21 protein-coding genes and 1 tRNA gene are annotated in these 24,545 nt (G+C 71.2%); 10 read left to right on the top strand and 12 right to left on the bottom strand.

Translation table 11 applies throughout. From position 1 onward, the window contains the following. Positions 1 to 2: 2 nt before the first annotated feature. Positions 3 to 1,379: an NADP-specific glutamate dehydrogenase gene (gdhA, locus tag AC3RX1_RS16120; protein ID WP_491502288.1), complete on the top strand. Its 1,377-nt coding sequence runs from the start codon at positions 3 to 5 to the stop codon at positions 1,377 to 1,379. Between the two features lie 52 nt (positions 1,380 to 1,431). On the opposite strand, the gene AC3RX1_RS16115 is transcribed toward gdhA, so the two are convergent. From AC3RX1_RS16115 to AC3RX1_RS16090, 6 genes are all read right to left on the bottom strand, one after another. Next, a complete protein-coding gene (locus AC3RX1_RS16115; protein WP_491502287.1) occupies positions 1,432 to 2,031 on the bottom strand; it encodes a gamma carbonic anhydrase family protein in 600 nt (199 codons plus the stop codon). A gap of 40 nt (positions 2,032 to 2,071) precedes the next feature. After that, positions 2,072 to 4,564 carry a bifunctional lysylphosphatidylglycerol flippase/synthetase MprF gene (locus AC3RX1_RS16110; RefSeq protein WP_491502286.1) on the bottom strand — a complete coding sequence of 831 codons (2,493 nt, stop codon included), beginning with the start codon at positions 4,562 to 4,564 and terminating at the stop codon, positions 2,072 to 2,074. Further along, positions 4,564 to 5,883: an alpha/beta hydrolase gene (locus AC3RX1_RS16105; protein ID WP_491502285.1), complete on the bottom strand. Its 1,320-nt coding sequence runs from the start codon at positions 5,881 to 5,883 to the stop codon at positions 4,564 to 4,566. The genes AC3RX1_RS16110 and AC3RX1_RS16105 overlap by 1 nt, the downstream gene beginning before the upstream one ends. 112 nt (positions 5,884 to 5,995) lie before the next feature. After that, positions 5,996 to 9,625 carry a transcription-repair coupling factor gene (gene mfd / locus AC3RX1_RS16100; RefSeq protein ID WP_491502284.1) on the bottom strand — a complete coding sequence of 1,210 codons (3,630 nt, stop codon included), beginning with the start codon at positions 9,623 to 9,625 and terminating at the stop codon, positions 5,996 to 5,998. Positions 9,626 to 9,669: 44 nt separating this feature from the next. Next, the gene (gene pth, locus AC3RX1_RS16095; RefSeq protein ID WP_491502283.1) at positions 9,670 to 10,254 is read right to left on the bottom strand and encodes an aminoacyl-tRNA hydrolase; all 585 of its coding nucleotides are present in this window, start codon (positions 10,252 to 10,254) and stop codon (positions 9,670 to 9,672) included. Between the two features lie 71 nt (positions 10,255 to 10,325). Beyond that, complete coding sequence (locus AC3RX1_RS16090) at positions 10,326 to 10,934, bottom strand: 50S ribosomal protein L25/general stress protein Ctc (RefSeq protein WP_491502282.1); 609 nt, start codon at positions 10,932 to 10,934, stop codon at positions 10,326 to 10,328. Between the two features lie 218 nt (positions 10,935 to 11,152). Here AC3RX1_RS16090 and AC3RX1_RS16085 point away from each other — a divergent pair, with 218 nt between their 5' ends. The 5 genes from AC3RX1_RS16085 (at position 11,153) to AC3RX1_RS16065 (ending at position 15,649) form a co-directional block, all read left to right on the top strand. Beyond that, positions 11,153 to 11,275, top strand: coding sequence for a hypothetical protein (locus AC3RX1_RS16085; RefSeq protein WP_491502281.1), 123 nt, complete (start codon positions 11,153 to 11,155; stop codon positions 11,273 to 11,275). A gap of 98 nt (positions 11,276 to 11,373) precedes the next feature. Then, positions 11,374 to 12,828 (top strand): NADP-dependent phosphogluconate dehydrogenase, encoded by a 1,455-nt coding sequence (gene gnd, locus AC3RX1_RS16080; protein WP_491502280.1) that lies wholly within the window; start codon positions 11,374 to 11,376, stop codon positions 12,826 to 12,828. A gap of 2 nt (positions 12,829 to 12,830) precedes the next feature. Further along, entirely contained in the window at positions 12,831 to 13,301 is a 471-nt protein-coding gene (locus tag AC3RX1_RS16075) for a VanZ family protein (RefSeq protein ID WP_491502279.1), read from the top strand. A 93-nt stretch (positions 13,302 to 13,394) separates the two neighbouring features. Beyond that, positions 13,395 to 14,123 (top strand): response regulator transcription factor, encoded by a 729-nt coding sequence (locus AC3RX1_RS16070; protein ID WP_491502301.1) that lies wholly within the window; start codon positions 13,395 to 13,397, stop codon positions 14,121 to 14,123. Further along, positions 14,120 to 15,649, top strand: a complete 1,530-nt coding sequence (locus tag AC3RX1_RS16065) for a sensor histidine kinase (protein ID WP_491502278.1) — start codon at positions 14,120 to 14,122, stop codon at positions 15,647 to 15,649. Before AC3RX1_RS16070 ends, AC3RX1_RS16065 begins: the two co-directional genes overlap by 4 nt. On the opposite strand, the gene AC3RX1_RS16060 is transcribed toward AC3RX1_RS16065, so the two are convergent. The 4 genes from AC3RX1_RS16060 to AC3RX1_RS16045 form a co-directional block, all read right to left on the bottom strand. Continuing rightward, positions 15,643 to 17,208 (bottom strand): ferredoxin--NADP reductase, encoded by a 1,566-nt coding sequence (locus AC3RX1_RS16060; RefSeq protein WP_491502277.1) that lies wholly within the window; start codon positions 17,206 to 17,208, stop codon positions 15,643 to 15,645. The two genes, AC3RX1_RS16065 and AC3RX1_RS16060, sit on opposite strands and share 7 nt — an antisense overlap. A 6-nt stretch (positions 17,209 to 17,214) precedes the next feature. Beyond that, positions 17,215 to 18,249 carry a ribose-phosphate diphosphokinase gene (locus AC3RX1_RS16055; RefSeq protein WP_491502276.1) on the bottom strand — a complete coding sequence of 345 codons (1,035 nt, stop codon included), beginning with the start codon at positions 18,247 to 18,249 and terminating at the stop codon, positions 17,215 to 17,217. After that, positions 18,224 to 19,696, bottom strand: coding sequence for a bifunctional UDP-N-acetylglucosamine diphosphorylase/glucosamine-1-phosphate N-acetyltransferase GlmU (gene glmU, locus AC3RX1_RS16050; protein ID WP_491502275.1), 1,473 nt, complete (start codon positions 19,694 to 19,696; stop codon positions 18,224 to 18,226). Before glmU ends, AC3RX1_RS16055 begins: the two co-directional genes overlap by 26 nt. A 1-nt stretch (position 19,697) precedes the next feature. Continuing rightward, positions 19,698 to 19,769: transfer RNA gene (locus AC3RX1_RS16045), tRNA-Gln, on the bottom strand. Positions 19,770 to 19,835: 66 nt separating this feature from the next. Between AC3RX1_RS16045 and AC3RX1_RS16040 the strand changes: the two genes are divergently transcribed. After that, positions 19,836 to 20,333 (top strand): MarR family winged helix-turn-helix transcriptional regulator, encoded by a 498-nt coding sequence (locus AC3RX1_RS16040; RefSeq protein WP_491502274.1) that lies wholly within the window; start codon positions 19,836 to 19,838, stop codon positions 20,331 to 20,333. Between the two features lie 21 nt (positions 20,334 to 20,354). Here the strand turns inward: AC3RX1_RS16040 and AC3RX1_RS16035 are convergent, their stop codons facing one another. Continuing rightward, positions 20,355 to 20,981, bottom strand: a complete 627-nt coding sequence (locus AC3RX1_RS16035) for a flavin reductase family protein (protein WP_491502273.1) — start codon at positions 20,979 to 20,981, stop codon at positions 20,355 to 20,357. A 61-nt stretch (positions 20,982 to 21,042) separates the two neighbouring features. On the opposite strand from AC3RX1_RS16035, the gene AC3RX1_RS16030 reads away from it, so the two are divergent. Next, complete coding sequence (locus AC3RX1_RS16030) at positions 21,043 to 21,216, top strand: hypothetical protein (protein ID WP_491502272.1); 174 nt, start codon at positions 21,043 to 21,045, stop codon at positions 21,214 to 21,216. Between the two features lie 252 nt (positions 21,217 to 21,468). Then, positions 21,469 to 21,810, top strand: coding sequence for a DUF1905 domain-containing protein (locus tag AC3RX1_RS16025; protein WP_491502271.1), 342 nt, complete (start codon positions 21,469 to 21,471; stop codon positions 21,808 to 21,810). A 9-nt stretch (positions 21,811 to 21,819) separates the two neighbouring features. Here the strand turns inward: AC3RX1_RS16025 and AC3RX1_RS16020 are convergent, their stop codons facing one another. Next, on the bottom strand, positions 21,820 to 22,683 hold the full coding sequence (locus AC3RX1_RS16020; RefSeq protein ID WP_491502270.1) for a DUF4037 domain-containing protein: 864 nt from the start codon (positions 22,681 to 22,683) through the stop codon (positions 21,820 to 21,822). 44 nt (positions 22,684 to 22,727) lie between these two features. On the opposite strand from AC3RX1_RS16020, the gene AC3RX1_RS16015 reads away from it, so the two are divergent. Continuing rightward, entirely contained in the window at positions 22,728 to 24,545 is a 1,818-nt protein-coding gene (locus AC3RX1_RS16015) for an ABC-F family ATP-binding cassette domain-containing protein (protein WP_491502269.1), read from the top strand.

Below are 24,545 nucleotides of genomic sequence, written 5' to 3'. Positions count from 1 at the left end.
GCGTGTTCCAGTCTGCCGAGCCCACCACCGACTTCCACCCCCTCGCCGCCTCCGTCCAGCCCGTGTTCGACACGGTGCGCAGCCGCAGCCCGCACGAGCCGGAATTCCACCAGGCAGTGCACGAGGTGCTGCACTCGATCTCGCCCGTGATCGAGCAGCACCCGGAGTACGTCGAGGCGGGGGTCCTCGAGCGGATCGTCGAGCCGGAGCGCCAGATCATGTTCCGGGTGCCGTGGATCGATGACAGCGGCCGGCTGCAGGTGAACCGCGGCTACCGCATCCAGTTCTCCTCCGTGCTCGGCCCGTACAAGGGCGGACTCCGCTTCCACCCCTCCGTGAACCTGTCGATCATCAAGTTCCTCGGCTTCGAGCAGATCTTCAAGAACGCGCTCACCGGTCAGGGAATCGGCGGCGCCAAGGGCGGCAGCGACTTCGACCCGCACGGCCGCTCCGACGCCGAGGTCATGCGCTTCTGCCAGTCGTTCATGAACGAGCTGTACCGCCATCTCGGCGAGCACACCGACGTTCCCGCGGGCGACATCGGCGTGGGCGGCCGTGAGATCGGCTATCTGTTCGGCCAGTACCGCAAGGTGACGAACCGCCACGAGTCGGGGATGTTCACCGGAAAGGGCACCGGCTGGGGCGGCGCCGAGGTGCGCACCGAGGCCACGGGTTACGGCGCGGTGTTCTTCGCGCAGGAGATGCTGGCGGTGCACGGCGAGTCGATGGACGGCAAGCGCGTCGTCGTGTCGGGCTCGGGCAACGTGGCGATCTACGCGATCCAGAAGGCGCAGCAGCTGGGCGCGACGGCGGTCACGGCATCCGATTCGTCCGGCTACGTCATCGACGACGCCGGGATCGACGTGGCGCTGCTGCGTCAGATCAAGGAGAACGAGCGCGGCCGCATCGTCGAGTACGCGAACCGTCGCCCCGGCGCCCGCTTCGTCGAGGGCGGCCGGGTGTGGGAGGTCGCGGGCGACGTGGCCGTCCCCTCGGCGACCCAGAACGAGGTCACGGGAGCGGATGCCGAGGCGCTGATCGCGAACGGCGTGCGTGCGGTGTCGGAGGGCGCGAACATGCCCTGCGTGCCGGAGGCCGTCGACGCGTTCCAGAAGGCCGGCGTCCTGTTCGCCCCGGGCAAGGCGGCGAACGCGGGAGGCGTGGCCACCTCCGCCCTGGAGATGAGCCAGAACGCCTCGCGTCAGCGCTGGAGCTTCGGCGACAGCGAGAACAAGCTGCGCGAGATCATGGCCGACATCCACGATGCCGCGTTCGACGCGGCCGAGCGCTACGGCGTGCCCGGCGACTACGTCGCGGGGGCGAACATCGCCGGATTCGAGCGCGTCGCCGGGGCGATGATCGCGCAGGGCGTCATCTGAGCCGTCTGGGCTCCGGTCTGAGCCGCTACGCTCCTCGGCTGGGCCGCTGCGCTCAGACGACCGGCCGGTCGTCGGCGTGCCGGGCGAGCGAACGCCCGTAGCGCTCGGTGAGCTGCACCATGAGGTCGGGGGTGTCGCGGTCGAGGCCGAACACGTATCCGGGGAAGTCCAGCTCCTGCTGCAGCTCCCAGATGCGCTCGTGCTCGGTCGTCGGCAGGATCTGCACGGGATCGCCGACGGCGACCCAGCCGATCGGCACGACGGTGCACTCCGGCAGATGCGTGCGCAGGTGCACGACGGCGTTGATGCGCACCTCGCATTCGGCGTCGATGTGCGCGCCATTGAAGATGCGGGTGCCCGTGGCGAGGAAGACCTCCGGGCCGATCGTCGCACCGGAGATGCTCGCCATCGGCCCCACGAGGGTGTGAGCGCCGATGTGCACGGCGTCGGCGGCTGTCGCCCGCACGAGGGCGTTCTCCATGACGATCACGTTCTCGCCGAGCCGGATCGGCCCGCCCTCCGCCGTGATCACCGCGCCGTGCAGCACCTGGCATCCCGGCCCCACTTCGACATCGCCGGAGATCACGGCGGACGGGGCAATGACGGCGGTGTCGTGGATGCGGGGCCGAGCCCCGAGGTGCTCGTACAGCATGTGCCCAGCGTAGCGGTGGCTCCCGCCGCGCGCGCGGAGGTCAGGACCGCGGCGCGAGCCGCCGCAGCAGCCGCACCACCGCGCGCGCCGAAGCCGCCGGCAGGTAGGCGCGCAGGATCGCCCGCGCCCCAGCGGGAAGGCTCGCGGCGTCGGCGTATGCGAGATACAGCGTGCGCAGCTCGGGGTGGAACTTCCGCTTGAACTCGAACAGTGAGCGGAAGCCGTACGCGGGCTCCAGGACCTCCGCGAGCCACGCGAGCTGCCGGGCGAGCAGGGACGACGACGCCGGCTCCGGCTCGAGGTCGCCGTCTTCCGTGGGCTGCGGCTTGGTCGCGAGGGGCGCCCCGGACAGGCTCATCACCGACAGTCCCGCATCCCGCATCCGCAGCGCGGCAGAGGCGATGAGGAACACCATGATGTCGGCCATCGCACCGTCGTCGCGCCGCATGAAGTCCAGCGTCCAGCCGACCTCGGCATGGCCCCGCCACACCGGCATCCAGCTCGTCACGGCATGGAGCCTCTCGTCGGCGTCGACCGCGAGCAGCAGCGCGACGTCGGGGTCGCGCAGCTCGGCGAGTCCGCCGAGCGTGAAGCCCAGCTCCGGCAGCGCCTTCTCCGCCACCCACTGCTCGCTCAGCACCTCGATCTGCCTCGCCAGCGCCGCCGGCAGGTCGTCCCAGCGCGTCCACACCGCGCGGATCTCCGCGCGGTCGGCCTTGGCGAGCGCCTGCCGCACCCGCTTCCACCGCCCGCCCGCGAACACAAGGCCCGGCAGCCGCACGACGGTCTCCTCCGCGACCGGCACTCCCCGCCAGCCGCGGGCGCGCAGGGCCGCGAACGCCGGCTCATGGACGCTGTAGAAGACCGGCGTGAGCCCGCGGCGGTCGCAGTGCCGAGTGAAGCCGTCGATCGCCTCGCCCTCGCGCCCCGGCGCGCAGATCGGGTCGCCGATGGTCAGCGCGATGCCGGAATCGCGTCGGTAGGCGACGGCGGCGCTCTCGTCGGCGGCGATCCAATGCTGCATCCCCGCCCACGTGCCCATCATCCCCATCGTGCCGCCGCCGAATTCGCGCAGCAGGTCACGGTAGCGGCGGGCGTCGCGATCGTCGTGCTCGTCCGGCGCCCGGAGGAGCTGCACGAGAGCCACGGTCGTCGTGAGCCAGAACGCGACACCGGTCCACGCGCTCACGAACGACAGGATGCCGTGCATGTGCGCGGCCGCACCCGGCAGCGCACGACCGATGCCCGGCGGCAGCAGCACCCCGAGGAACCGGTCGGCGATGACCCGGAACCCGAGCGGCAGTCCGAACTGTCCCGTCGCGAGGCCCGCAGCGGCCCACACGGCCATGGCGGCGGCGAGCGCCACGCCGACGGTCCACGCGAAGCGGCGCGCGGCGCCGGCCGTGGTGCGCAGCGCGAACCGCCGTCTCGTGAGCACGAGCACCACGATCACCGCGGCCGGCACCCCCACGGCCAGCACGGCGGCGAGGGCGAACCGCTCCCCCATCCGGGCGGCGCCCGGGCTCAGCACGCCGACAATCCCGACGGCGGCAGCCGTCACGATGATGCTCACGCCGTTCGCGGCGAGCGCCGTCACCCAGGCCGCGCGCCGTCCGGTACGCAGGCCCCACGCCGCGACGAGAGCCACCGCCACCGGGGCGAGGCTCAGCAGCACCGCGCTCGCGGTGCGCGCCACGGCATGCACCGGGTCGGCGTCGCATCCGGCGCGGAACGCGATGGCACAGCGGCCGTACGCCGAGTGCGGCTCGATCCGCGCGTATCCCGACACCACGAGGGCGAGCGGGCCGTTCAGGGTGCCGTCGAGGAGGGCGATCACCGGGCCGATGCCGGTGACGGCGACGAGCGCCGCGACGATCGTGCGCGCCTCGCCGAACGACATCCGGCGCCACGTGCGCCGCGCCGGTCGGGCACGCGGCTGCACCGGCATCCCGCGCCGGAGCAGGCCGCCGAGCCCGAGACCCACCAGCGCGGCGATCAGCCGGTAGACGCTGTCCTGATCGCCGCCGTACAGTGCGAACACCAGCACCACAGCGAATCCCACGATCCTGATGCGTCGGCGGAACAGCGTGGGAGCGAAGGCGCTTCCCGTCATCAGCACGGCGAACACGCCGATCGCCGGGTCGAGCGTGAGGGCCGGACGTGATCCGATGAGGACCGGCGCTCCGGCGCTGATGAGCAGCAGGTGGAGGCCGATGCCGGCGAGAATCGCGATGACGCCGACGCCGATGTACGCCAACACCGTGCGCGTGGTGCCGATGATCCGCTCGATGTACGCCATCACGGTCAGCGCCGCCGCGGCGGTGAGAGCCGCCTCCAGAAGGGAGCTCGGCACGACGAGGGCGGTGAACGGGGTCCACCAGCGGTGCTCTTCGCCGGTCGTGACCGGACCGGCGGCGAGCAGCCGGGTCGCGGCGGTACGCGGCGCTGCCCACACCACCCCGGTGGCGAGGATCGCCGCGGCGATCGCGACGGAGAACGGATGATCGCGCGCGTAGCGCGCCGACGCGCGCATCAGCCGACGAACGGTGCGAGGCCGAGCACCGCGTACAGCTGGGTGAACGCGGCGTGCAGGCCACCGCTGAGCGCCGTGCCCACGTGCGTGGCACCGGGGATCTCCTGGAGCGACACGGTGAAGCCGGCATCGTGGAGCATCTGCGCGTTCTTCACTGCGTACCGCGAGAACCGGGGGTCGAGGGCCCCGGCCGTGAAGTACGCGTGGTGCCCGCGATAGCGCCCCTTCTCGTGCGCGAGGAAGACGGCCGGGCGCTGCGATGCCTCGAGCGCGCGGTCGCCGCGGAAGCCCGTGCGCAGCGCGTCGGCGGCATCGGACGCGCCGGGGTACTCGTCGCCGGAGATGCTGATCATGTTCCCCCAGATCGCGGGGTACTCGCTCGCCCATTTCAGCGAACAGGCGCCGCCGTCGGAATAGCCGGCGATGGTCCAGTACCGCGGATCGTGGATGATGTCGAGCCGCGTGAGCGCGTAGTGCACGATGTCGGTGTTGAAGTACCGCGACACGTTTCCGTAGGTCGAGTACGGCGAGCAGGCCGGCTGCTGGCTCGGCGAGCCGAGCTGGTCGGCGATGATCACGATGGGCGCAAGGCCTTGATGCGCCGCCGCGAGACGGTTGAGCGCCGCGGCGACGAAGTCGGGGTTCGGCCGGCCCGGCTTCCCGTTCATCATCACGACGAGCGGCAGGGCGGGCGGGTGCGCGACGAGCGCGGCGGGTGGGAGGTAGATCGTGGCGTCCCGCGGTGCGAACCCACCCGTCGACGGGATGCGGTCGGCGCCGGAGAGGGTGCCGACCCGTCCGGTCCTGGGCATGCCGGCCGGGGCCCGCCAGGTGCGATACAGCGGCCCTGCGGGGTCGGCCGACGCGGTGCTGGTGGGATGGGCTGTCGGCAGGGCACCGGCCTGCGGGAGCGTGTTGATGCCCAGCACGTCGGCGATCGTCGGGGTGAGCCCGAAGCCGGCGTTGATGCCCATCCCCGCCGAGAGCGGGGCCAGCACGATCAGCGCACCGGCGAGCACCTTGCGCCACACGGGCGTGTGCCACATGCTGGCGACGCCGAGACCGACTCCCCCGCCCGCGGCAGCCATCCACCAGCCGGTGCCGGCGGGCAGGTCGATGCCGAACGTCTTCGTCGCATCGCAGACCGCGACGATGGCAGCCCCGAGCACCGCGCCGCATGCCGTCGCGGGCAGGGCACGCGCGACCCAGCCCCGCGCATGATCGCGCACGAGGAGCACGAGTGCCGCGGCCGCGGTGACGACCCACAGCGCGACGGGGATGGTGCCCGACATGACGTTGAGATTCAGGAACCAATCCATCGGCGTCACCTCTCTGCCCGCGACGCTCGGCCGCTGCGGTGCGCGCGTCAGCATATGAGCGTGCGCTCGCCGTCTGCTTCGAGGCGGCTATGCGTCTGCCGCGACCGCCGGGTCAGGATGCGGCGGGTGCCGGTGCCTGCTCGACGGGCTCGGGCGCCGGCCACAGCTGGTCGATGAGCTGCCGGGTCCAGGCGATGAGGTCGGCGTCGGCCACCGGCTCGCCGCCCGCGTTCGGAAGCGGCACCACGAGCGCGTCGCCGCCCGCCACGACCTTCGCCTTCGGATGCAGCCGCATAAGCCGCACGCGCATCGAGTCGGGCAGGTCGGCGGGCGCGATCCGCAGGTTCGGCCCCATCGCGACGACGTCGGCGAGCCCGGCCTGGGCCGCGCGGCGGCGCAGCCGGGCGATCGCGACGAGTCCCTCGCCCTCGGGCGGCAGCTCGCCGTACCGGTCGCGCAGCTCGTCGACGACGAGATCGATCATGTCGTCCTTCGCCGTCGCGGCGGCCGCTGCCGACAGCTTCTGGTACGCCTCGAGCCGCAGCCGCTCGCTGTCGATGTACGACTCGGGGATCCGTGCCTGCACGGGGAGCTCGAGCCGCAGCTCGGTCGGCCCCTCGTCCTGCTCGCCGCGGAACGTCGCCACCGCCTCACCGATCATCCGCAGGTAGAGGTCGAAGCCCACGCCGGCGATGTGCCCGGCTTGCTCCGCGCCCAGCATGTTGCCGGCGCCGCGCAGCTCGAGGTCCTTGAGGGCGACCTGCATGCCCGAGCCGAGGTCGTTGTTCACCGCGATCGTCTCGAGCCGGTCGGCGGCGGTCTCGCTCAGCGGCTTCATCTCGTCGTAGAGGAAGTACGCGTACGCCCGCTCCCGGCCGCGGCCGACGCGTCCGCGCAGCTGATGCAGCTGACTCAGCCCGTATTTGTCTGCCCGGTCGATGATGATGGTGTTCGCGTTCTGGATGTCCAGGCCCGTCTCGATGATCGTGGTCGATACGAGCACGTCGGCCCGGCGCTCCCAGAAGTCGTCGACGACCTGCTCGAGCTGGTGCTCGCCCATCTGGCCGTGTGCGACGACGATGCGCGCCTCCGGCACGAGTTCGGCGAGGTGCGCCGCGACCCGCTGGATCGACTGCACGCGGTTGTGCACGTAGAAGACCTGTCCTTCGCGCAGCAGCTCGCGCCGGATCGCCGCGGCGACCTGCTTGTCGTTGCGGGGCCCGACATACGACAGGATCGGATGCCGATCCTCCGGCGGCGTCGCAAGCGTCGACATCTCGCGGATGCCGGTCACCGCCATCTCGAGCGTGCGCGGGATGGGCGTCGCACTCATCGCGAGGATGTCCACGTTGGTCTTCAGCTTCTTCAGCTGATCCTTGTGCTCGACGCCGAAGCGCTGCTCCTCATCGATCACGAGCAGTCCGAGGTCCTTGAAGACCACCTTCTCGGTGAGGATGCGGTGCGTGCCGATCACCATGTCGACGCTCCCGTCGGCGAGCCCGTCGATCGTCGCCTTCGCCTCCTTGTCGGTCTGGAACCGCGACAGCGGCCGCACCTTCACGGGGAACCCGGCGAACCGCTCGCCGAACGTCTCGAGGTGCTGCTTGACGAGCAGCGTGGTGGGGACCAGCATCGCGACCTGCTTGCCGTCCTGGATCGCCTTGAACGCCGCGCGCACCGCCACTTCGGTCTTGCCGAAGCCGACGTCGCCCGACAGGAGTCGGTCCATGGGGATCGGCCGCTCCATGTCGGCCTTGATCTCGTCGATCGTCTGCAGCTGGTCAGGCGTCTCGGCGAACGGGAACGCCTCTTCCAGCTCGCGCTGCCAGGGGGTGTCGGGTGCGAACGCGTGACCGCTCGACGCCATCCGCGCCGAGTAGAGCTTCACGAGCTCGACCGCGATGTCGCGCACCGCCCGGCGGGCCCTGCCCTTCGCCTGCGCCCAATCGCTGCCGCCCATCTTCGACAGCGTCGGCGCCTCGCCGCCGACGTAGCGCGACAGGAGGTCGAGCTGATCGGTGGGCACGTACAGCTTGTCGCCGGGGTACCCGCGCTTGCTGGGCGCGTACTCGAGCACGAGATACTCGCGCTTGCTCTTCACGGCGTTCCTGCCTCCGCTGGAGACCTCGCGCTGGGTGAGCTCGACGAAGCGCCCGATGCCGTGTGTGACGTGCACGACGTAGTCGCCGGGATGCAGCTGCAGCGGATCGACGACGTTCCGCCGGCGGGAGGCGAGCTTGCGCACGACGCGGCTGTCGGAGCCGATCGTGCGGCCGTAGAACTCGGTCTCGGTGAGCACGGCGAGCTTCGCCGCCTCCGACACGAAGCCGCGCTCGAGCCCCGCGACGACGATGTGGGCGACGCCGGGCTCGGGCGGCTCGAGCACCTCGTCGACGCGGCGCGCGGCGAGCCCGCGCTCGGCGAGCACATCGCGCGCCCGGTCGGCCAGGCCCGCACCCGACGCCGTCACCACGACGCGGTAGCCGTCGGCCAGCAGCTGCGCCACGTGCCCGGTCGCGCCGTCGATGTTGCCCTGGAACGACGGGATGGATCGGCCGTCGATCCGCACGGCGTCGGTGTCGTCGTCGGAGGTGTCGGCGAGTCCCTCGGCCGCGGCATCCGCCGCCCCCGAGTCGAAGGCGCTGAGGGTCCACCAGACGCCGTCGTGCGCGTGCGCCGCCTCGCGCAGCTCGGGCAGCGACACGAAGTCGCCGGCGCCGAGATCGATCGGGACCTCGCCACCCGCCGTCGCGACGCTCCACGCCGCCTCGAGGAACTCCCGGTTCGTCTCCGACAGCGTCAGTGCGCGCGCCACGGCCCGCTCCGGATCGACGAGCGCGACGGCGGTGCCCGCGGGCAGATAGTCGATGAGGGTCACGAGATCGTCGACGAGCGCCGGGGTGAGGGATTCCATTCCCTCCGCGGGGATGCCCTCGGCCATCTTCTCGAGCATTCCGCGCAGGCCCGGCGAACGCTCTGCGAGGGCGGCGGCGCGCGCACGCACCGCGTCGGTCAGCAGCAGCTCGCGGCTCGGCAGCAGTTCGACCTCGTGCACCTCGCCGGGGAGGCTGCGCTGGTCGGCCACCGAGAACGCGCGGATCTGGTCGACCTCGTCGCCGAAGAACTCGATGCGGAAGGGGTGGTCGGCCGTCGGCGGGAACACGTCGAGGATGCCGCCGCGCACGGCGAACTCCCCGCGTCGCGACACCATGTCCACACGGTGATAGGCGCGTTCCACCAGCAGCGCGCTCACGTCGGTGAGCTCGAAGGTGCGCGCGCCCACCGCGAGCACGATGGGGGCGGCCGCGTCGAGCCCGGCGGCGAGCGGCTGCAGTGCGGAGCGGACGGAGGCGGTGACCACGAGCGGCCCGCGCGTCGCCGGGTCGCTCTCGCCCCACTCCCGCATGCGGCGCAGCGCGTCCAGCCGGCGGCCGACGGTCTCGGCGCTCGGGCTCAGACGCTCGTGGGGCAGCGTCTCCCAGGCGGGGAAGTGCAGCATCACAGCGCCCGGCATCAGCTCGGCGAGCGCGGGGCCGATGGCATCGGCTCGGCGACCCGTGGGCGTGATGACAAGGAGGGCGGCAGGACGATCGGCGAGACGACGACGCTCGACGAGCGCGGCCAGCACCGGGGCGTCGAGTCCCTCGACGAGCGAGAGGTCGGCGTCGACGGATGCGGCAGCGAGCGCGTCCCGCACGGTATCGGCCTGCGCGAGGGCGCGCGCGATCCCGGGAACTGTCACCCCAGGAGTCTACGGCGTGCCTCCCCCACCCGGCCGCCGGCCGCTCAGGCCTTCGGTGCGTGGTGCTTCTGCTGGGCGGCGACGAGCCCCGAGCCGATGAGCTGCTCGACAGCGTCGGCGGCGTCCGAGAGCACGAGCGGCAGCGCCTTCCGATCGGCCGTACCGAACGGTGCGAGCACCCAGTCGGCCGGGTCCTGCCGGCCGGGCGGGCGGCCGATGCCGACCCGCACCCGGGGGAAGTCGGGGGTGCCGAGCGCCTTCGCGATGTCGCGGACGCCGTTGTGGCCGCCGTGCCCGCCACCGGTCTTGAGCCGCAGCGCGTCGAACGGGATGTCGAGCTCGTCGTGGACCACGACGACGTGCGCCGGATCGACGCAGTAGAAGCGAGCGAGGTTCGCGGTGGGGCCGCCTGACACGTTCATGAAGGAGTTCAGCTTCGCGAGGACGATCTTGTCGCCGCCGGGCCGCAGCCAGGTCTCCACCACCCGAGCGCCGGCCTTGTGCGCCTTGAACCGCTCGCCACGACGCTCGGCGAGCTCGTCGACCACCAGCTGGCCGACGTTGTGCCGGGTCAGTTCGTACTGGGGGCCGGGATTGCCGAGCCCCACCACGAGCCACGTCTGCGACATCCTTCTCACTCCCATTCATGCATGAAGGGGGCGCGCCCGGCGCACCCCCTTCATGATCGTTCAGACGCGGATCACTCCGCGGCGGCCTCCTCGGCCGGCTCGGTCTCAGCCTCACCCTCGGCGGCCTCTTCGGCCTCCACGGCGGCGGGCACCGAGATCGCGACGATGAGCAGTTCGGCGTCGTCGACGAGCGAGGCGCCCTTGGGCAGCGCGATGTCGCCGGCGGTGATGTGGTCGCCCTCCTCGCGGCCCTCGACGCTCACCTCGATGTGCTCGGGGATGTGCGTGGCTTCGACCTGCAGACGCAGGGTCGCGGTGTCGAGGTTCGCCATGGTGCCGGGAGCCGACTCGCCGACGACGACGACGGGGACCTCGACGTCGACCTTCTCGCCCTTCTTCACGACCAGAAGGTCGATGTGCTCGATGATCTGACGCACCGGGTCGCGCTGCACGTCCTTGACGAGCGTGAGCTGCTCGGTGCCGCCGAGGTCGAGCTCGAGCACCGCGTTGGCGCGGCGGATGAGCAGCGACATCTGGTGGCCGGGAAGCGCGACGTGTACCGGGTCGGTGCCGTGGCCGTAGATGACGGCGGGGATCTTGCCGGCAGCGCGCAGGCGGCGGGCGAAGCCCTTGCCGAAGTTCTCACGCAGTTCGGCGTGGACCTTGGTGTCCTCAGACATGTGTCTCTCCTTCGGACCGTGCAGGTCCTGTGTCGTGGTCTGTGTTCGACTCGAACGCGAGCGCGTGAGGAAAGCCGCAGGGCCTGCATCACCGCGTCGATCACGGATGCGTCGCTGTGCGCGACGTCCCTCGCCGAAGTATCGGTCCCGAGTCTACCAGGCGGCCCGGTACCATGAAGACGTCGCCTTCCCTCACCCGGCCGCCCAGGAGGACCCACATGGACGCCCAGCTCGCTTCGGATCTCGTGCTCGCCTTCGTGGGCCTCGTGGTCGTTCTCGGCGTCGTCGGCGTGGTCGCCTCGTTCTTCTTCCTCGGACGCCAGAACTACCGCAAGCACTGACCTCCGGGCGCGGCTGCGCTCCCGCAACACGGCGGGGCCGATCCGCTGCACGCTTTAGGCTGGGACCGAACCTGAACCCTTCCCGGCAAGGAGTGCGCGTGAGCGACGGCAACCCCACAGCGAACATCGGCGTGATCGGCCTGGCGGTGATGGGCTCGAACCTCGCCCGCAACCTCGCCAGCCGCGAGGGGAACACCGTCGCGGTCTACAACCGCAGCACGGCGAAGACCGACAAGCTCATCAGCGACTACGCGACCGCCGGCTTCGTCCCGACCTCGACGTACGAAGAGTTCGCCGCGAGCCTGCAGAAGCCGCGCACCGCGATCATCATGGTCAAGGCCGGGCCGGCGACCGACGCCGTGATCGACGAGCTCCTGAAGGTCTTCGAGCCCGGCGACATCATCGTCGACGGCGGCAACGCCCTCTTCGGCGACACGATCCGCCGCGAGCAGGCGGTGCGCGCCACCGGCATCAACTTCGTCGGCATGGGAGTCTCGGGCGGCGAGGAGGGCGCCCTGCTCGGCCCCTCGCTCATGCCCGGCGGCTCCGACGAGTCCTGGGTGACGCTCGGCCCGATCCTGCGCTCGATCGCCGCCGTCGCCGAGGGCGAGCCGTGCGTCACGCACGTCGGCCACGACGGCGCCGGGCACTTCGTGAAGATGGTGCACAACGGCATCGAGTACGCCGACATGCAGCTCATCGCGGAGGCCTACGACCTGATCCGCCGCGGCACGGGCAGGACGCCCGCCGAGATCGCCGACGTGTTCGCCCAGTGGAACGACGGCGAGCTGAACTCCTACCTCATCGAGATCACGGCCGAGGTGCTGCGCCAGACGGATGCGTCCACCGGCGGCGCCCTCGTCGATGTCATCGTCGACCAGGCCGGAGCCAAGGGCACCGGTGGCTGGACCGTGCAGACCGCGATCGACCTCGGGGTCCCCGTCTCCGGAATCGCGGAGGCGGTGTTCGCGCGCTCGCTGTCGAGCCACCCCGAGCAGCGGCGCGTGGCGGGCGACCTCCCCGGCCCCGACCAGACGCTGCACGTCGACGACCCCGATCGCTTCATCGAAGATGTCCGCCTGGCGCTGTTCGCCTCGAAGATCGTCGCGTATTCGCAGGGCTTCGACGAGATCCGCGCGGGCGCCGCGCAGTACGGCTGGCGCATCGACCTCGGCGCCGTCGCGAAGATCTGGCGCGGCGGCTGCATCATCCGTGCGCAGTTCCTCAACCGGATCGCCGACGCCTACGCCGAGGACCCTGACCTGCAGGTGCTGCTCACCGCGCCGTACTTCGTCGCCGCCCTGGAGCGTGCGCAGGACGCGTGGCGCCGCATCGTCGCGCAGGCGGCGAGCTCCGGCATCCCGTCGCCCGCGTTCTCGTCGTCGCTCGCGTACTACGACGGTCTGCGCGCCGACCGGCTCCCCGCCGCCCTCATCCAGGGGCAGCGCGACTTCTTCGGCGCACACACGTATCGCCGCACCGACCGCCCCGGAACCTTCCACACGCTGTGGTCGGGCGACCGGTCGGAGATCGCCGCACAGGACACGCACTGACGATGGCGGTCGGCAGCATGCGGGTCACCGCGGGGATGCGCGTGCAGCGCACCGCGGCCCGCATCGTGCTGACCGCCCTGTCGGCCGGCTATCTCTGGGCCGTCGCGTGGATGACGCTGCGCGCCCGCCCGTACGGCGACGAGATCGCAGCCGGCCTCGACCGGCTGCTGCAGTGGTTCGCGGCGCACCCGTCGACGGCGTGGATCACGTTCGACCGCGTCGAGTTCGCGGCGAACGTCGCGATGTTCATGCCCCTCGGCATCCTCGCGGTGCTGTGGTTCGGCGTGCGCGGCTGGTGGACCGCCCCCGTGATCGGAGCACTCATCAGCGCCGCGATCGAGACGGCCCAGGCGATGCTGCTGAGCACGCGCGTGCCCGACCTGCGCGACATCGTCGCGAACACGCTCGGCGCGACCGTCGGGATGCTGCTGATGCTGCTGCTCGCGTTCCTGCTCGCTCCCCGGCGGTCCTGAGACAGCAGCGACCACCCTTCCCGGATTCACAGATGCGACATAGGCTGTGCCAAAGGGACCTCACAGTCTTCGGACGAGAATCGGGGCATGACCATGACCGAAGCCGGCACCTCGCTCCACCGCGCTGACGGCGCTTCGCCCCGGATCCTCGTCGTCGACGACGAGCAGATGCTGACGGATCTGCTCTCGATGGCGCTGCGCATGGAGGGATGGGAGGTCCGCACGGCGGCGAGCGGATTCGAGGCCCTGCAGGCCGCCCGCGACTTCGCGCCCGACGCCATGGTCCTCGACATCATGATGCCCGACCTCGACGGCATGAGCGTGCTGCAGCGGCTGCGCCACAGCGGCAACAACGTGCCGGTCCTCTTCCTCACGGCCAAGGACTCGGTCAGCGACCGGGTCAGCGGTCTCACCGCGGGCGGCGACGACTACGTCACGAAGCCGTTCAGCCTGGAAGAGGTCGTCGCGCGGCTCCGGGGGCTCATGCGCCGGGCGGGGACCGCCCGCGCCGTCGAGGCGGAGTCGATCCTGCGCGTCGGCGAGCTCTCCCTCAACGAGGACAGCCACGAGGTCGAGCGCGCAGGGCGCGAGATCGAGCTCACCGCCACCGAGTTCGAGCTGCTGCGCTACCTCATGCGCAATCAGCGTCGAGTGGTCTCGAAGGCGCAGATCCTCGACCGGGTGTGGAACTACGACTTCGGCGGCCGCTCGAGCGTCGTGGAACTGTACATCTCCTACCTGCGCAAGAAGATCGATCAGGGCGAGGAGCCGCTGATCCACACCGTGCGCGGCGTCGGCTACATGATCAAAGCCCCTCAGTGACACAGACCGCTCCACGGGTGCGGCTCACGCGACGGCGATTCAGCCTGCAGACCCGCCTCATGGCGACCGTCATCGGCATCGTCGCGCTCATCCTCGCCGTGATCGCGGGTGGCACGAGCGCGATCCTCGGCACCATCCTGCAGCAGAACCTCGACAACAAGGTGCAGGGGGCCACGACCTTCGTGCTGCAGAGCCTTCCGCGCCCGTCGATCACGAACGACGGGATGCTCGCCTACCACACCCTCGACGGCTCGCCGAAGCGGACCGCGGGCTTCCTGCTCGTCGTGGTGCCCGCCGGAGGCCTTCCCGACGGGGCCTACGTCGACGACGACGGCAACGTCCGCCAGCTGAGCGCCGAGCAGGTGGAGAACGTCGTCACCGGCCTGCAGCACAGCGCCGACCCCGTGACCGTCGACGTCGACGCTCTCGGGGCTTACCGCATGCGGTCGGGACGGATCGGCGACTCGTTCGCGGTCGCGGGCGGGCTTCCGCTGTCGGAAGTGAACCAGACGATCGCGCAGATCCTCACCACCGTGCTGCTGGTGACCCTCGGCGGTCTGCTCCTGCTGTCGGCCGCGATCGCGGTCGTCGTCCGCCGCGCGCTCCAGCCGCTGCGCGCCGTCGCCGACACGGCGACCCGCGTGGCGGCGCTGCCGATGGCCGAGGGCGACGTGTCGATCTCCGAGCGCGTGCCCGCCTCGCAGATCGACGAGCACACAGAGATCGGGCAGGTGGGGGCTGCGCTGAACACGCTGCTCGACCACGTCGGCACGTCTCTGCAGGCGCGGCAGCGCAACGAGCAGCGGATGCGCTCGTTCGTCGCCGACGCCAGTCACGAGCTGCGCACCCCGCTCGCGTCGATCCGCGGCTACTCGGAGCTCTCGCTGCGGGATGCGTCGCTGAGCGACACCACCACGCAATCGCTCGAGCGCATCCAGGCGCAGTCGCTGCGCATGACGGCGCTCGTCGAGGACCTGCTGCTCCTGGCACGCCTCGACGAAGGGCAGGAGCTCGTGGTCGGGGCCGTCGACCTCAGCCGCCTCGCCGTCGAGGCTGTCGGCGACGCCCGTGCCGCGGGGCCCGACCACCGGTGGGTGGTGGACGTGTCGGAGGATCCGGTGACGATCGCGGGCGACGCCCCGCGCCTGCACCAGGTCGCGGCGAACCTGCTGGCGAACGCCCGCACCCACACACCGGCGGGCACCCGGGTGACGACGAGTGTCCTGCAGGAGGGCTCGGAGGCCGTGCTGCGCGTGCACGACAACGGACCGGGCGTCGATCCGTCGGTCGCACCGGAGCTCTTCGAGCGCTTCGCGCGGGCCGATCGCTCGCGCGCCCGCAACACGGGCGGCACCGGACTCGGACTGTCCATCGTCCGGGCGATCGTCGCCGCGCACAAGGGCACGATCACGGTCCACAGCGTGCCCGGCGACACGACGTTCGAGGTGCGGCTGCCGGCCCGGCCCGAGGCCCCGGACGCGGGCACCGCGCGACCCACGGGCGAAGAGGCGGCCGTCGATCAGTAGCCGCTGAACGCGTCGGTCGTGATCGACCGTGCCTTCTCCAGCGCCGGCGCGAGATCGGCGATGAGCGCCGCCGGGCCCGAGACGTACGCGTGCCGTTCGGCGATGTCGGGCACCCAGCGCTGCAGCCCCGCGGCGTCGAGGCGCACGCCGTGCGCCCATTCCCAGCCCGGCGCGAGGTCTTCCGGACGGTCGCGGGTGAAGACGACGACGCGAACGCCGGCGGCCTCGAGGTCGTCACGGAACGCGAGCTCCGACGCATCCGACGCCACATACACGAGGACGATGTCGCGCTCCTGTCCGGAGCCCGCCAGGTGCCTGAGATGGGAGACGAACGGCGTCACGCCGATGCCGGCGGCGACCATCAGCAGGCGGCTGCCGCGATGCCGGGGCAGCACGAAGTCGCCCCACACGCCGGTCACCGCGAGGGCGTCGCCCGGCTGCACGGCGGCGAGGGCCTTCTTGTAGCTCGACTGGGCGCCGCCGCCTTCGCGGAACGCGATGCGCACCTGCGGAAGGTCCTCCGGCGCCGAGACGATGCTGAACTCACGGCGGGTGCCCCGCGCATCGGGATGCCGGTGCGGCACGTCGAGCTCGAGGAACTGCCCCGCGGTGAACGAGAATCCGCGGCTCGCGCGGAAGTTCAGGACGCGCACCGTCGGGGTGAGGACGGTGCGCCCCTCGAACACGAGACGGACGGCAGCGCGCACGGAGAACGCGAACGCCACGACATTGCCGATCAGCACGGCGCGTTCCTGGCCGAGGCTAACCTCCCCGATCATCGGCGCCCACCCGACGAGCACGCCGACGACCGCCGCGACCACGAGCTGCTGCCAGCGACGGGGCGGCAGGGTCAGCGGCTCCGACAGCATGAAGGCGCCGAGGAACAGGATGGGCGACGACCACAGCTGCTGACTCACGACGTCCCACACGCCGAGGTCGATCCCCTGCTGGCGGTACTGCAGGGCGACGCTGATCGTTCCGACCACGAGCGCGACGACCCAGAACAGCGCGATCACCCGGAGCTTCTCGGTGCGCCACAGCACGATGACGCCCAGCAGCAGCACGAGCGGGCCGAGGACGGGCGAGCCGACCCACCACGACGATGCGCCGAGACCGTACGCGCCGGTGAGCACGGTGATGAGCGTGAGCACCGTCGCACCCACGGCGGCGGGGTTGAACACGTGCCGGCCACGCCAGGCGAGGACGTACTTCGACGCCGACGCGACGGCGCCGGCGATCGCGATGCCGGCGAGCCCCAGCGGATCCAGCGACGGACGCAGCACGAACAGGAGGATGCCGGCGGTGATGAGCGACGACTCGACGCGCCACGGCAGCTTCAGGAGGCGCTGCGCCAGCGCATCCACCACGGCGCTCACCACCACGAGCACGGCGGCAGTCGCGAGGATCTCCCCCCAGCCGGGGCCGACGAGGTCGAGCAGCGACAGCAGGAACGCGACGCCGGCGAGCACTCCCAGCGCGAGCAGCGCGAGCCGGTACATCGAGATCCGCCCGAGGAGGGCGAACCCGCGATTCCAGACCGCTGTGATCGAGGCGAGCACGACGCGTCAGGCGGCGCCGTCGAACATGCTCGTGACCGAGCCGTCGACGAACACCTCGTGGATCGCGCGTGCCAGAAGCGGCGCGATCGGCAGGACCCGCAGTCCGGGGAACAGCTTGTCTTCGGGCAGCGGGATCGTGTCGGTCACGACGACCTCGTCGATCGCGTCGCTCTGCATGCGCTCGACGGCCGGATCGCTGAACACCGCGTGCGTGGCCGCCACGATGACCCGCTCCGCCCCGTTCTCCTTGAGCGCCTGCGCCGCCTTCAGGATCGTGCCGCCGGTGTCGATCATGTCGTCGACGAGCAGACAGACACGGCCGCGCACGCGGCCGACGATCTCGTTCACCGTCACCTGGTTCGCGACGTTCGGGTCGCGGCGCTTGTGGATGATGGCGAGGGGGGCGCCCAGGGAGTCGGACCACTGGTCGGCCACCCGCACGCGGCCCGTGTCGGGCGAGACGACGGTGAGGTTCTCACGGTCGGCGGCGCTCAGGGTCCGCTTGAAGTAGTCGAGCAGGACCGGCTGGGCGAACAGGTGGTCGACGGGGCCGTCGAAGAAGCCCTGGATCTGCGCGGCGTGCAGGTCGACGCTCATGACGCGGTCGGCGCCGGCGGTCTTCAGCAGGTCGGCGACGAGGCGGGCGCTGATCGGCTCGCGGCCGCGGCCCTTCTTGTCCTGCCGGGAGTACGGATAGTACGGCGCGACGACGGTGATGCGCTTCGCCGAGGCGCGCTTGGCCGCGTCGAGCATGATGAGCAGCTCCATGAGCCACTCGTTCACCGGCGGACCGAACGACTGCAGGAGGAAGACGTCGCAGCCGCGCACCGACACCTCGAACCGGGTGAGGATCTCGCCCGACGCGAACGTGCGGTACTCGGTCGGCACGAGCTCGGTGCCGAGCGCCTGTGCCACCTCGCTCGCCAGGGCCCGGTGCGAGCGGCCCGACGCGACGACGAGGCGCTTCTTGGTCTTGGCGACCAGTCCCGGTGCTATGCCGCGTTCGCGATCGAGATCAACCTTCTTGTCCTTGTGGCCCATCGCCGGCTTTCTCTGCGGACCGGGCGCGGACCGCGGCATCCGCCGCCTTCGTGCCCGATCGGTTCTTCTCGACCCACCCCTCGACATTGCGCTGGGGTGCCACGCTGAGGGCCAGGGCTCCGGCGGGCACATCCTTGCGGATGACGGCACCCGCCCCGGTCTTCGCGCCATCTCCGATCCTAACGGGCGCGACGAAGACGTTGTGCGAGCCGGTGTGGACCTCGTCGCCGATCTCCGTGCGGTGCTTCGCGATGTCGTCGTAGTTCGCCGTGATGGCGCCGGCGCCGAGGTTCACGCCCGTGCCGATCGTGGTGTCGCCGATGTAGGAGAGGTGCGGAACCTTGCTGCCGGCGCCGATCGTGGAGTTCTTCGTCTCGACGAACGTGCCGATCTTGCCGCCGTCGTTCAGGTACGTGCCGGCGCGCAGGTAGGCGAACGGGCCGACGTTCGTGTCGGCGCCGATCACCGCGAGCGTCGCGTCGGCGCGGCGCACCACGGCGCGCTCCCCCACCTCGCAGTCGACGAGGCTCGTGTCGGGACCGATCACGGCCCCGGTCGCGACGGTCGTGGCACCGAGCACCTGCGTGCCGGGAAGGAGAGTGACATCGGGAGCGAGCGTGGCCGTGACGTCGATCCACGTCGTGGCGGGGTCGACGACGGTGACGCCCTCGAGCTGCCAGCGGCGCACGGTGCGCGCGTTGAGGAGCCGCCCGACCTCGGCCAGCTGTGCGCGGTCGTTGACGCCGTAGGTGAGGGTGACGTCGGCGACGACGGATGCGGCGACGAGGTCGCCGGCCCGGCGGGTGAGGCCCGCGACGTCGGTGAGGTACTTCTCGCCCTGGGCGTTCGCGGTGCCGATCGTCGGCAGGTGCGTGCGGAGGGCATCGGCCCGGAAGACATACACGCCGGCATTGATCTCGCGCACCGCCGCCTCGTCGGGCGTCGCGTCCTTCTGCTCGACGATGCGGTCGACGGCCCCTGCTGCGTCGCGGATGACGCGTCCGTAGCCGTTCGGATCGTCGACGACGGCGGTCATGAGCGTGACCGCGGCCCCCGCGCTGCGGTGCCCGGCGACGAACGCGGTGAGGGTGTCGACATCGAGCAGCGGCACGTCGCCGCTGAGCACGAGCACATCGCCGGCGAAGCCGGTGAGCGCGTCGAGGGCGACCTCGACGGCACGGCCGGTGCCCGGCACCTCGTCCTGGTCGACGATGCGTGCGCTCGGGGCGTTCTCGGCGATCGCCTCGGCGACCCGGTCGCGCTCGTGGCGCACGACCACGACGACGTCGGCGGGGTTCAGCCCGTACGCGCTGTGCAGCACGTGCGCGACGAGGGGCCGGCCGCCGATCGTGTGCAGCACCTTCGGGAGCGCCGACTTCATCCGCGTGCCCTGGCCGGCCGCGAGGATGACGACGGCGAGGCCCTGGTCGATGATGTTCTCTGCCATGCTCCGCCGCCAGGACTCGAACCTGGACCTCACAGCTCCAAAGGCTGTCGTGCTGCCATTACACCACGGCGGACCGCCGCGTGCCGCGGCCTCGTCAAGTCTGCCAGATCGTCACCGGGCGCCCCGCGATAATGGACCCATGCCCCAGCAGACCGACGAAGTCGACCGGATCGTCGAGGCGTGGGACCGGCAGCGGCCCGATCTCGACTTCTCGCCGCTCGAGGTGCTGTCGCGCGTCGACCGGCTCTCCCGGCATCTCGACCGGGCGCGGCGTGAGGCGTTCCGCCGGAGCGAGCTGGAACCGTGGGAGTGGGACGTGCTGTCGGCGCTGCGCCGCGCCGGGGAGCCGTTCCGGCTGACCCCGAAGCAGCTTCTGCAGCAGACCCTCGTGTCGTCGGGCACGATGACGAACCGCATCGACCGTCTCGTCGGCCGCCGCCTGGTGCGCCGGGAGGCGGACCCCGCCGACGGTCGCAGCATCCTCGTGGTCCTCACCCCCGACGGGAGGATCCGGGTGGACGCGGCGATCACGCGCCTCGTCGACGCGGAGGCGGTGCTCCTGTCGCAGATCTCGCGCGGCGATCGCGAGAAGCTCGCCGCGCTGCTGCGAAAGCTCAGCCTGGGTTTCGACGTCTGACGATCAGTCGACGTGTGACGATCAGTCGATCGACGGAGGGCCGGCGGCGATGCGGCTCGAGGGCAGCCACCCCACCTCGACACCGCGATCGAAGAAGTGCCGGAACGCGTACACGAGCGGGTGCCACTGCCGGGGATCGATCTCGTCGGTCCCGGCTTGCACGATCGCGGGGTCGGCGTGCACGCGCACCACTTCCGCCTCGACCATGAAGTAGCCGGTGTCGACGCCGGGTGTCATCCGCCGGACGAACGCCTCGAACTGCAGCGCGCACTCGGCGACGCGCGGCGCCGCCACGAGGTCGGACTCCTGCGGGGTGAGGCGTGCGGCGGCGAACTTGTCGGCGACGTAACGGTACTTCTCCGATTTCGACTCGGGCACTGGGTCGCGCCCCGTGAGGTGCGCCAGCCGCACCAGGGCCGGCCACAGCTGCGACGACGGGAAGTTCACGGTGATGTCGGCCCGGGCCGCCATGTTGTGCGCCGTCTGACCGTCGGCCTCGATGCCGAGGCACAGCATGCTCCCGAGCGCCCAGTGGGAGCTCGCCGCGGCAAGGTTCGCGGTGCCGTCGGCGTTGACGGATGCGACCAGGTAGGCGGGAGTGCCGACGTAGAGCACGTGCGGGTGGGCGACGACGTGCGCGGCGGTCATACGCCGAACGTATCAGCCGCAATCCGCACCGCCGCCCGAGATGACGCGGCATGATGGGCACATGGGGCAGGACGACGGCGAGGTGCCGTCCGACCGGGCGAGCGCGAGCGAGCCGACCGGCGGCGACGCGGCGTGCTGGCTCCCGCGCCTGTGCGCAGACTGCGGGGCGATGATCGAGGGACCGGCGGGCACCGCGTGCTGGCGCTGCGGCGGCACACGACGCGAGGGCGACTGAACCGGTCGTGAACCTCGCCGCAGGCTGGACGCGATCCCACGCTTGGCCGGTGCGAACCGAAGGATCACGTCCACTCAGTGACGAGGCATCCGATCGCGCCGCGCCGCGCGCACCTTCGGTGAGCGCATCGACCTGGCCCGATTGCACAGGAAGCACGCTCCCGGTGTGCAATTGGGACAGGTCGATCGCCGCGGCGAGACCCTGCGCTCCCTCACCGAGGGCGAAGTCAGCATCCACGCTTAAGGTGGTGCCATGGCCGGCATCCGCTACGAGTTCTCCGCCACGCTCGCGCGGTGGACGGCACGCCGAGAACTGTGGGTGTTCGCCCCGCTGCCCGCCGACGTCTCGGCCGAGATCGCCGACATGCCCCATCCGCCGGCCGGCTTCAACTCCGTGAAGGTGCAGGCGACGCTCGGCTCGTCGCGCTGGTCGACCTCGATCTTTCCGGGCTCGGACGGCGTCTACTCCCTCGTCGTGTCGCGCACGATCCGGGAGCACGAGAACGTGGGCCTGGGCGACACCGTGCGCATCGGCATCGAGACGCTGCTGTCGCCGGCCGACGACGAGGCGGCCGACGCCGGCTTCTCCGCGTGACGACGCGGCTCAGCCTGCGGCGACCATCGCGCGGCGAGCGCGGGCATCCATCAGCGGCCGAACGGCGTCACTGCGCTGCTCGGCACTTCCGACTCCCGGGTGCAGAGCGCGCACGGCGGGATCGCGCACGCTGCCGCGCAGCTGGTCGACGATGAGCGGATTCGGGTGACGGTAGGGGCGATCCCAGAACGGCACTGTCGCGGGGCTTACGGAGGTGAGCCCCACTGCGTGCTGTCGCCTCAGGACGAGCTCCAGCGCATCGCTGAGAGCACCCTGTCGCTGCCGCCAGGAGCGGCGTGCCAGCGTGTCGTGAAGCGGACGGGCGATCGCCTCCGCCGCCGGCAGCCTCACGAAGGCGGTTCCCAGCCATTTCGCATACGGAGGCCATTGCCGTTCGAGCAGGAACGTCAGATGCATGACCTGGTGCACGATGCGACCGGCGATGACAGCCGAGCCCAGCTCGTCCCCCGCCTCCCCCGCCCGCGCCATGAGCGGAAGCTCCTCGGCGATCTGCTCCCAGTCGCACGCCACCGCGTGGCGCCACACGTCGTCGGGGTACCACTCGAGATCGCGCCGCACCCGCGCCATCTCGCCGGTGTCGGCGAAGACCGGACCGGCGGTGACCTCGAGCACAGCCTGTCCCGTGAGGGAGAGCCAGTCGACCGGACGCAGTCCCCGGCGTGGGTCGCAGCCCAGCGTCGCTGCAAGAAAATTCTCGAGCGAGCCGACATCGATGTGGTGCCTGATCGCCCGCTCACCCGAGAACGCGAATCGGGTGGGCAGGCCCTCGAACTCGTCGGGGAGCCCGTCGTCGAGCGCCGCCGTCACCTCGGCCGACCGTCGCGAGATGTCGGAGCCGTGTGCTGCGCGCATGACCCCACAATCTGCCAAAGATCCTCGCCTACGCTGGGAGGGATATGGCACATCTTCTCGGCGCCCAGTCCCTGCACCTGGAGTACCCGACCCGGGTCGTGTTCGACTCCGTGACGATCGGCGTCGACGAGGGCGACCGCATCGGCATCGTCGGCCGCAACGGCGACGGGAAGTCGAGCCTGCTCGGCATGCTCACGGGACGCGTCGAGCCCGACGCCGGCAAGGTCACCGTGCGCGGCGGCGTGCGCATCGGCGTGCTCGACCAGCAGGACACCCTCGACGACGCCGAGACGGTCGGGCACGCGATCACCGGCGACACTCCCGAGCACGTGTGGGCGGGGGATGCGCGGGTCCGCGATGTCATCGCCGGGCTCGTCGCCGACCTGCCGTGGGACGGCCGGATCGGGATGCTGTCGGGCGGCCAACGCCGTCGGGTGGCGCTGGCCGCGCTCCTGGCGCAGGATCTCGACGTAATCGCGCTCGACGAGCCGACGAACCACCTCGACGTCGAGGCCATCGCGTGGCTCGCCCGCCATGTGAAGAACCGCTGGCCGGCGAACTCGGGTGCGCTGCTCGTCGTGACCCACGACCGGTGGTTCCTCGACGAGGTCTGCACCGACACGTGGGAGGTGCACGACCGTCTCGTCGAGCCGTTCGAGGGCGGATATGCCGCGTACATCCTGCAGCGCGTAGAGCGCGACCGGCAGGCGGCCGCGTCAGAGGCGAGGCGCCAGAACCTCGCGCGCCGCGAGCTCGCCTGGCTGCGCCGCGGAGCGCCGGCCCGCACCTCGAAGCCGAAGTTCCGCACCGACGCCGCCAACGCGCTCATCGCCGACGTGCCGCCGCTGCGCGACACCGTCGCGCTGCAGTCGCTCGCGACGGCCCGGCTCGGAAAGGACGTCGTCGACCTCCTCGACGCATCCGTCTCGTACCCCGATCCCGACACAGACGCCGCCCGCGAGGTGCTGCACGAGGTCGAGTGGCGCATCGCCCCCGGTGAGCGCACCGGGATCCTCGGCGTGAACGGCGCCGGAAAGTCGACGCTCCTCGGCCTCGTCGACGGCACCGTCTCCCCCACGTCGGGCCGCGTCAAGCGCGGCAAGACGGTGCAGGTGGCAGCCCTCTCGCAGCGCATGGACGAGCTCGACGAGCACCTGCACAAGCCGGTTCGGCTCGTGCTGGAAGGGTTGCGCACCAGCTACACGTTCGGCTCCGGCTCGAAGGCGACCGAGCTCACGCCGGGGCAGCTGCTCGAGCGGATGGGGTTTGCGAGCGCGCAGCTCTCGACGCCGGTGAAGGACCTCTCGGGCGGCCAGAAGCGGCGCCTGCAACTGCTGCTGGTCCTGCTCAGCCAGCCGAACGTGCTGATCCTCGACGAGCCGACGAACGACCTCGACACCGACATGCTCGCCGCGATGGAGGAGCTGCTCGACTCGTGGCCCGGCACGCTGCTCGTCGTCTCGCACGACCGGTACTTCCTCGAGCGCGTGACCGACCAGCAGTACGCGATCCTCGCGGGCCGCTTCCGCCACCTTCCCGGCGGTGTCGACGAGTACCTGCGCCTGCGCGACGATCAGAGGCGGGGGTCGAACGCAGAGGCCACACGACCGAACGCGTCGCAGGCCGAGACATCCGCGCTCTCCGGCGCCGAGCGGCGGAGCGCACAGAAGGAACTGAACGCGATCGACCGCCGGCTGCAGAAGCTCGAGGGCGAGATCGCCCGCGTCGACGAGCGGCTCGCCGACGCTCACGACGATTACTCCGCCCTCGTCTCGCTGCAGGCCGAGCGGGACGCGATGACGGCCGAAAGCGCTCAGCTCGAGGAGCGCTGGCTGGAACTCAGCGAACAGTTCGAAGGCTGA

This window comes from Microbacterium altimontanum, assembly GCF_058349865.2.
The sequence above is the reverse complement of the archived record's forward strand: the minus strand, read 5'-3'. Positions and strand labels throughout refer to the sequence as shown.

Excerpts from the sequence above, each read along its gene's own strand:
- AC3RX1_RS16075 (WP_491502279.1), top strand. The coding sequence starts at position 12,831 with ATGGCGGTCGGCAGCATGCGGGTCACCGCGGGGATGCGCGTGCAGCGC.
- AC3RX1_RS16035 (WP_491502273.1), bottom strand. The coding sequence starts at position 20,981 with ATGACCGCCGCGCACGTCGTCGCCCACCCGCACGTGCTCTACGTCGGC.
- AC3RX1_RS16020 (WP_491502270.1), bottom strand. The coding sequence starts at position 22,683 with ATGCGCGCAGCACACGGCTCCGACATCTCGCGACGGTCGGCCGAGGTG.
- AC3RX1_RS16115 (WP_491502287.1), bottom strand. The coding sequence starts at position 2,031 with ATGCTGTACGAGCACCTCGGGGCTCGGCCCCGCATCCACGACACCGCC.
- AC3RX1_RS16055 (WP_491502276.1), bottom strand. The coding sequence starts at position 18,249 with ATGGGCCACAAGGACAAGAAGGTTGATCTCGATCGCGAACGCGGCATA.
- AC3RX1_RS16105 (WP_491502285.1), bottom strand. The coding sequence starts at position 5,883 with ATGGATTGGTTCCTGAATCTCAACGTCATGTCGGGCACCATCCCCGTC.
- AC3RX1_RS16090 (WP_491502282.1), bottom strand. The coding sequence starts at position 10,934 with ATGTCTGAGGACACCAAGGTCCACGCCGAACTGCGTGAGAACTTCGGC.
- AC3RX1_RS16030 (WP_491502272.1), top strand. The coding sequence starts at position 21,043 with ATGGGGCAGGACGACGGCGAGGTGCCGTCCGACCGGGCGAGCGCGAGC.
- pth (WP_491502283.1), bottom strand. The coding sequence starts at position 10,254 with ATGTCGCAGACGTGGCTCGTGGTGGGGCTCGGCAATCCCGGCCCCCAG.
- AC3RX1_RS16040 (WP_491502274.1), top strand. The coding sequence starts at position 19,836 with ATGCCCCAGCAGACCGACGAAGTCGACCGGATCGTCGAGGCGTGGGAC.
- AC3RX1_RS16015 (WP_491502269.1), top strand. The coding sequence starts at position 22,728 with ATGGCACATCTTCTCGGCGCCCAGTCCCTGCACCTGGAGTACCCGACC.
- AC3RX1_RS16085 (WP_491502281.1), top strand. The coding sequence starts at position 11,153 with ATGGACGCCCAGCTCGCTTCGGATCTCGTGCTCGCCTTCGTGGGCCTC.
- AC3RX1_RS16110 (WP_491502286.1), bottom strand. The coding sequence starts at position 4,564 with ATGCGCGCGTCGGCGCGCTACGCGCGCGATCATCCGTTCTCCGTCGCG.
- AC3RX1_RS16070 (WP_491502301.1), top strand. The coding sequence starts at position 13,395 with ATGACCGAAGCCGGCACCTCGCTCCACCGCGCTGACGGCGCTTCGCCC.
- glmU (WP_491502275.1), bottom strand. The coding sequence starts at position 19,696 with ATGGCAGAGAACATCATCGACCAGGGCCTCGCCGTCGTCATCCTCGCG.
- AC3RX1_RS16025 (WP_491502271.1), top strand. The coding sequence starts at position 21,469 with ATGGCCGGCATCCGCTACGAGTTCTCCGCCACGCTCGCGCGGTGGACG.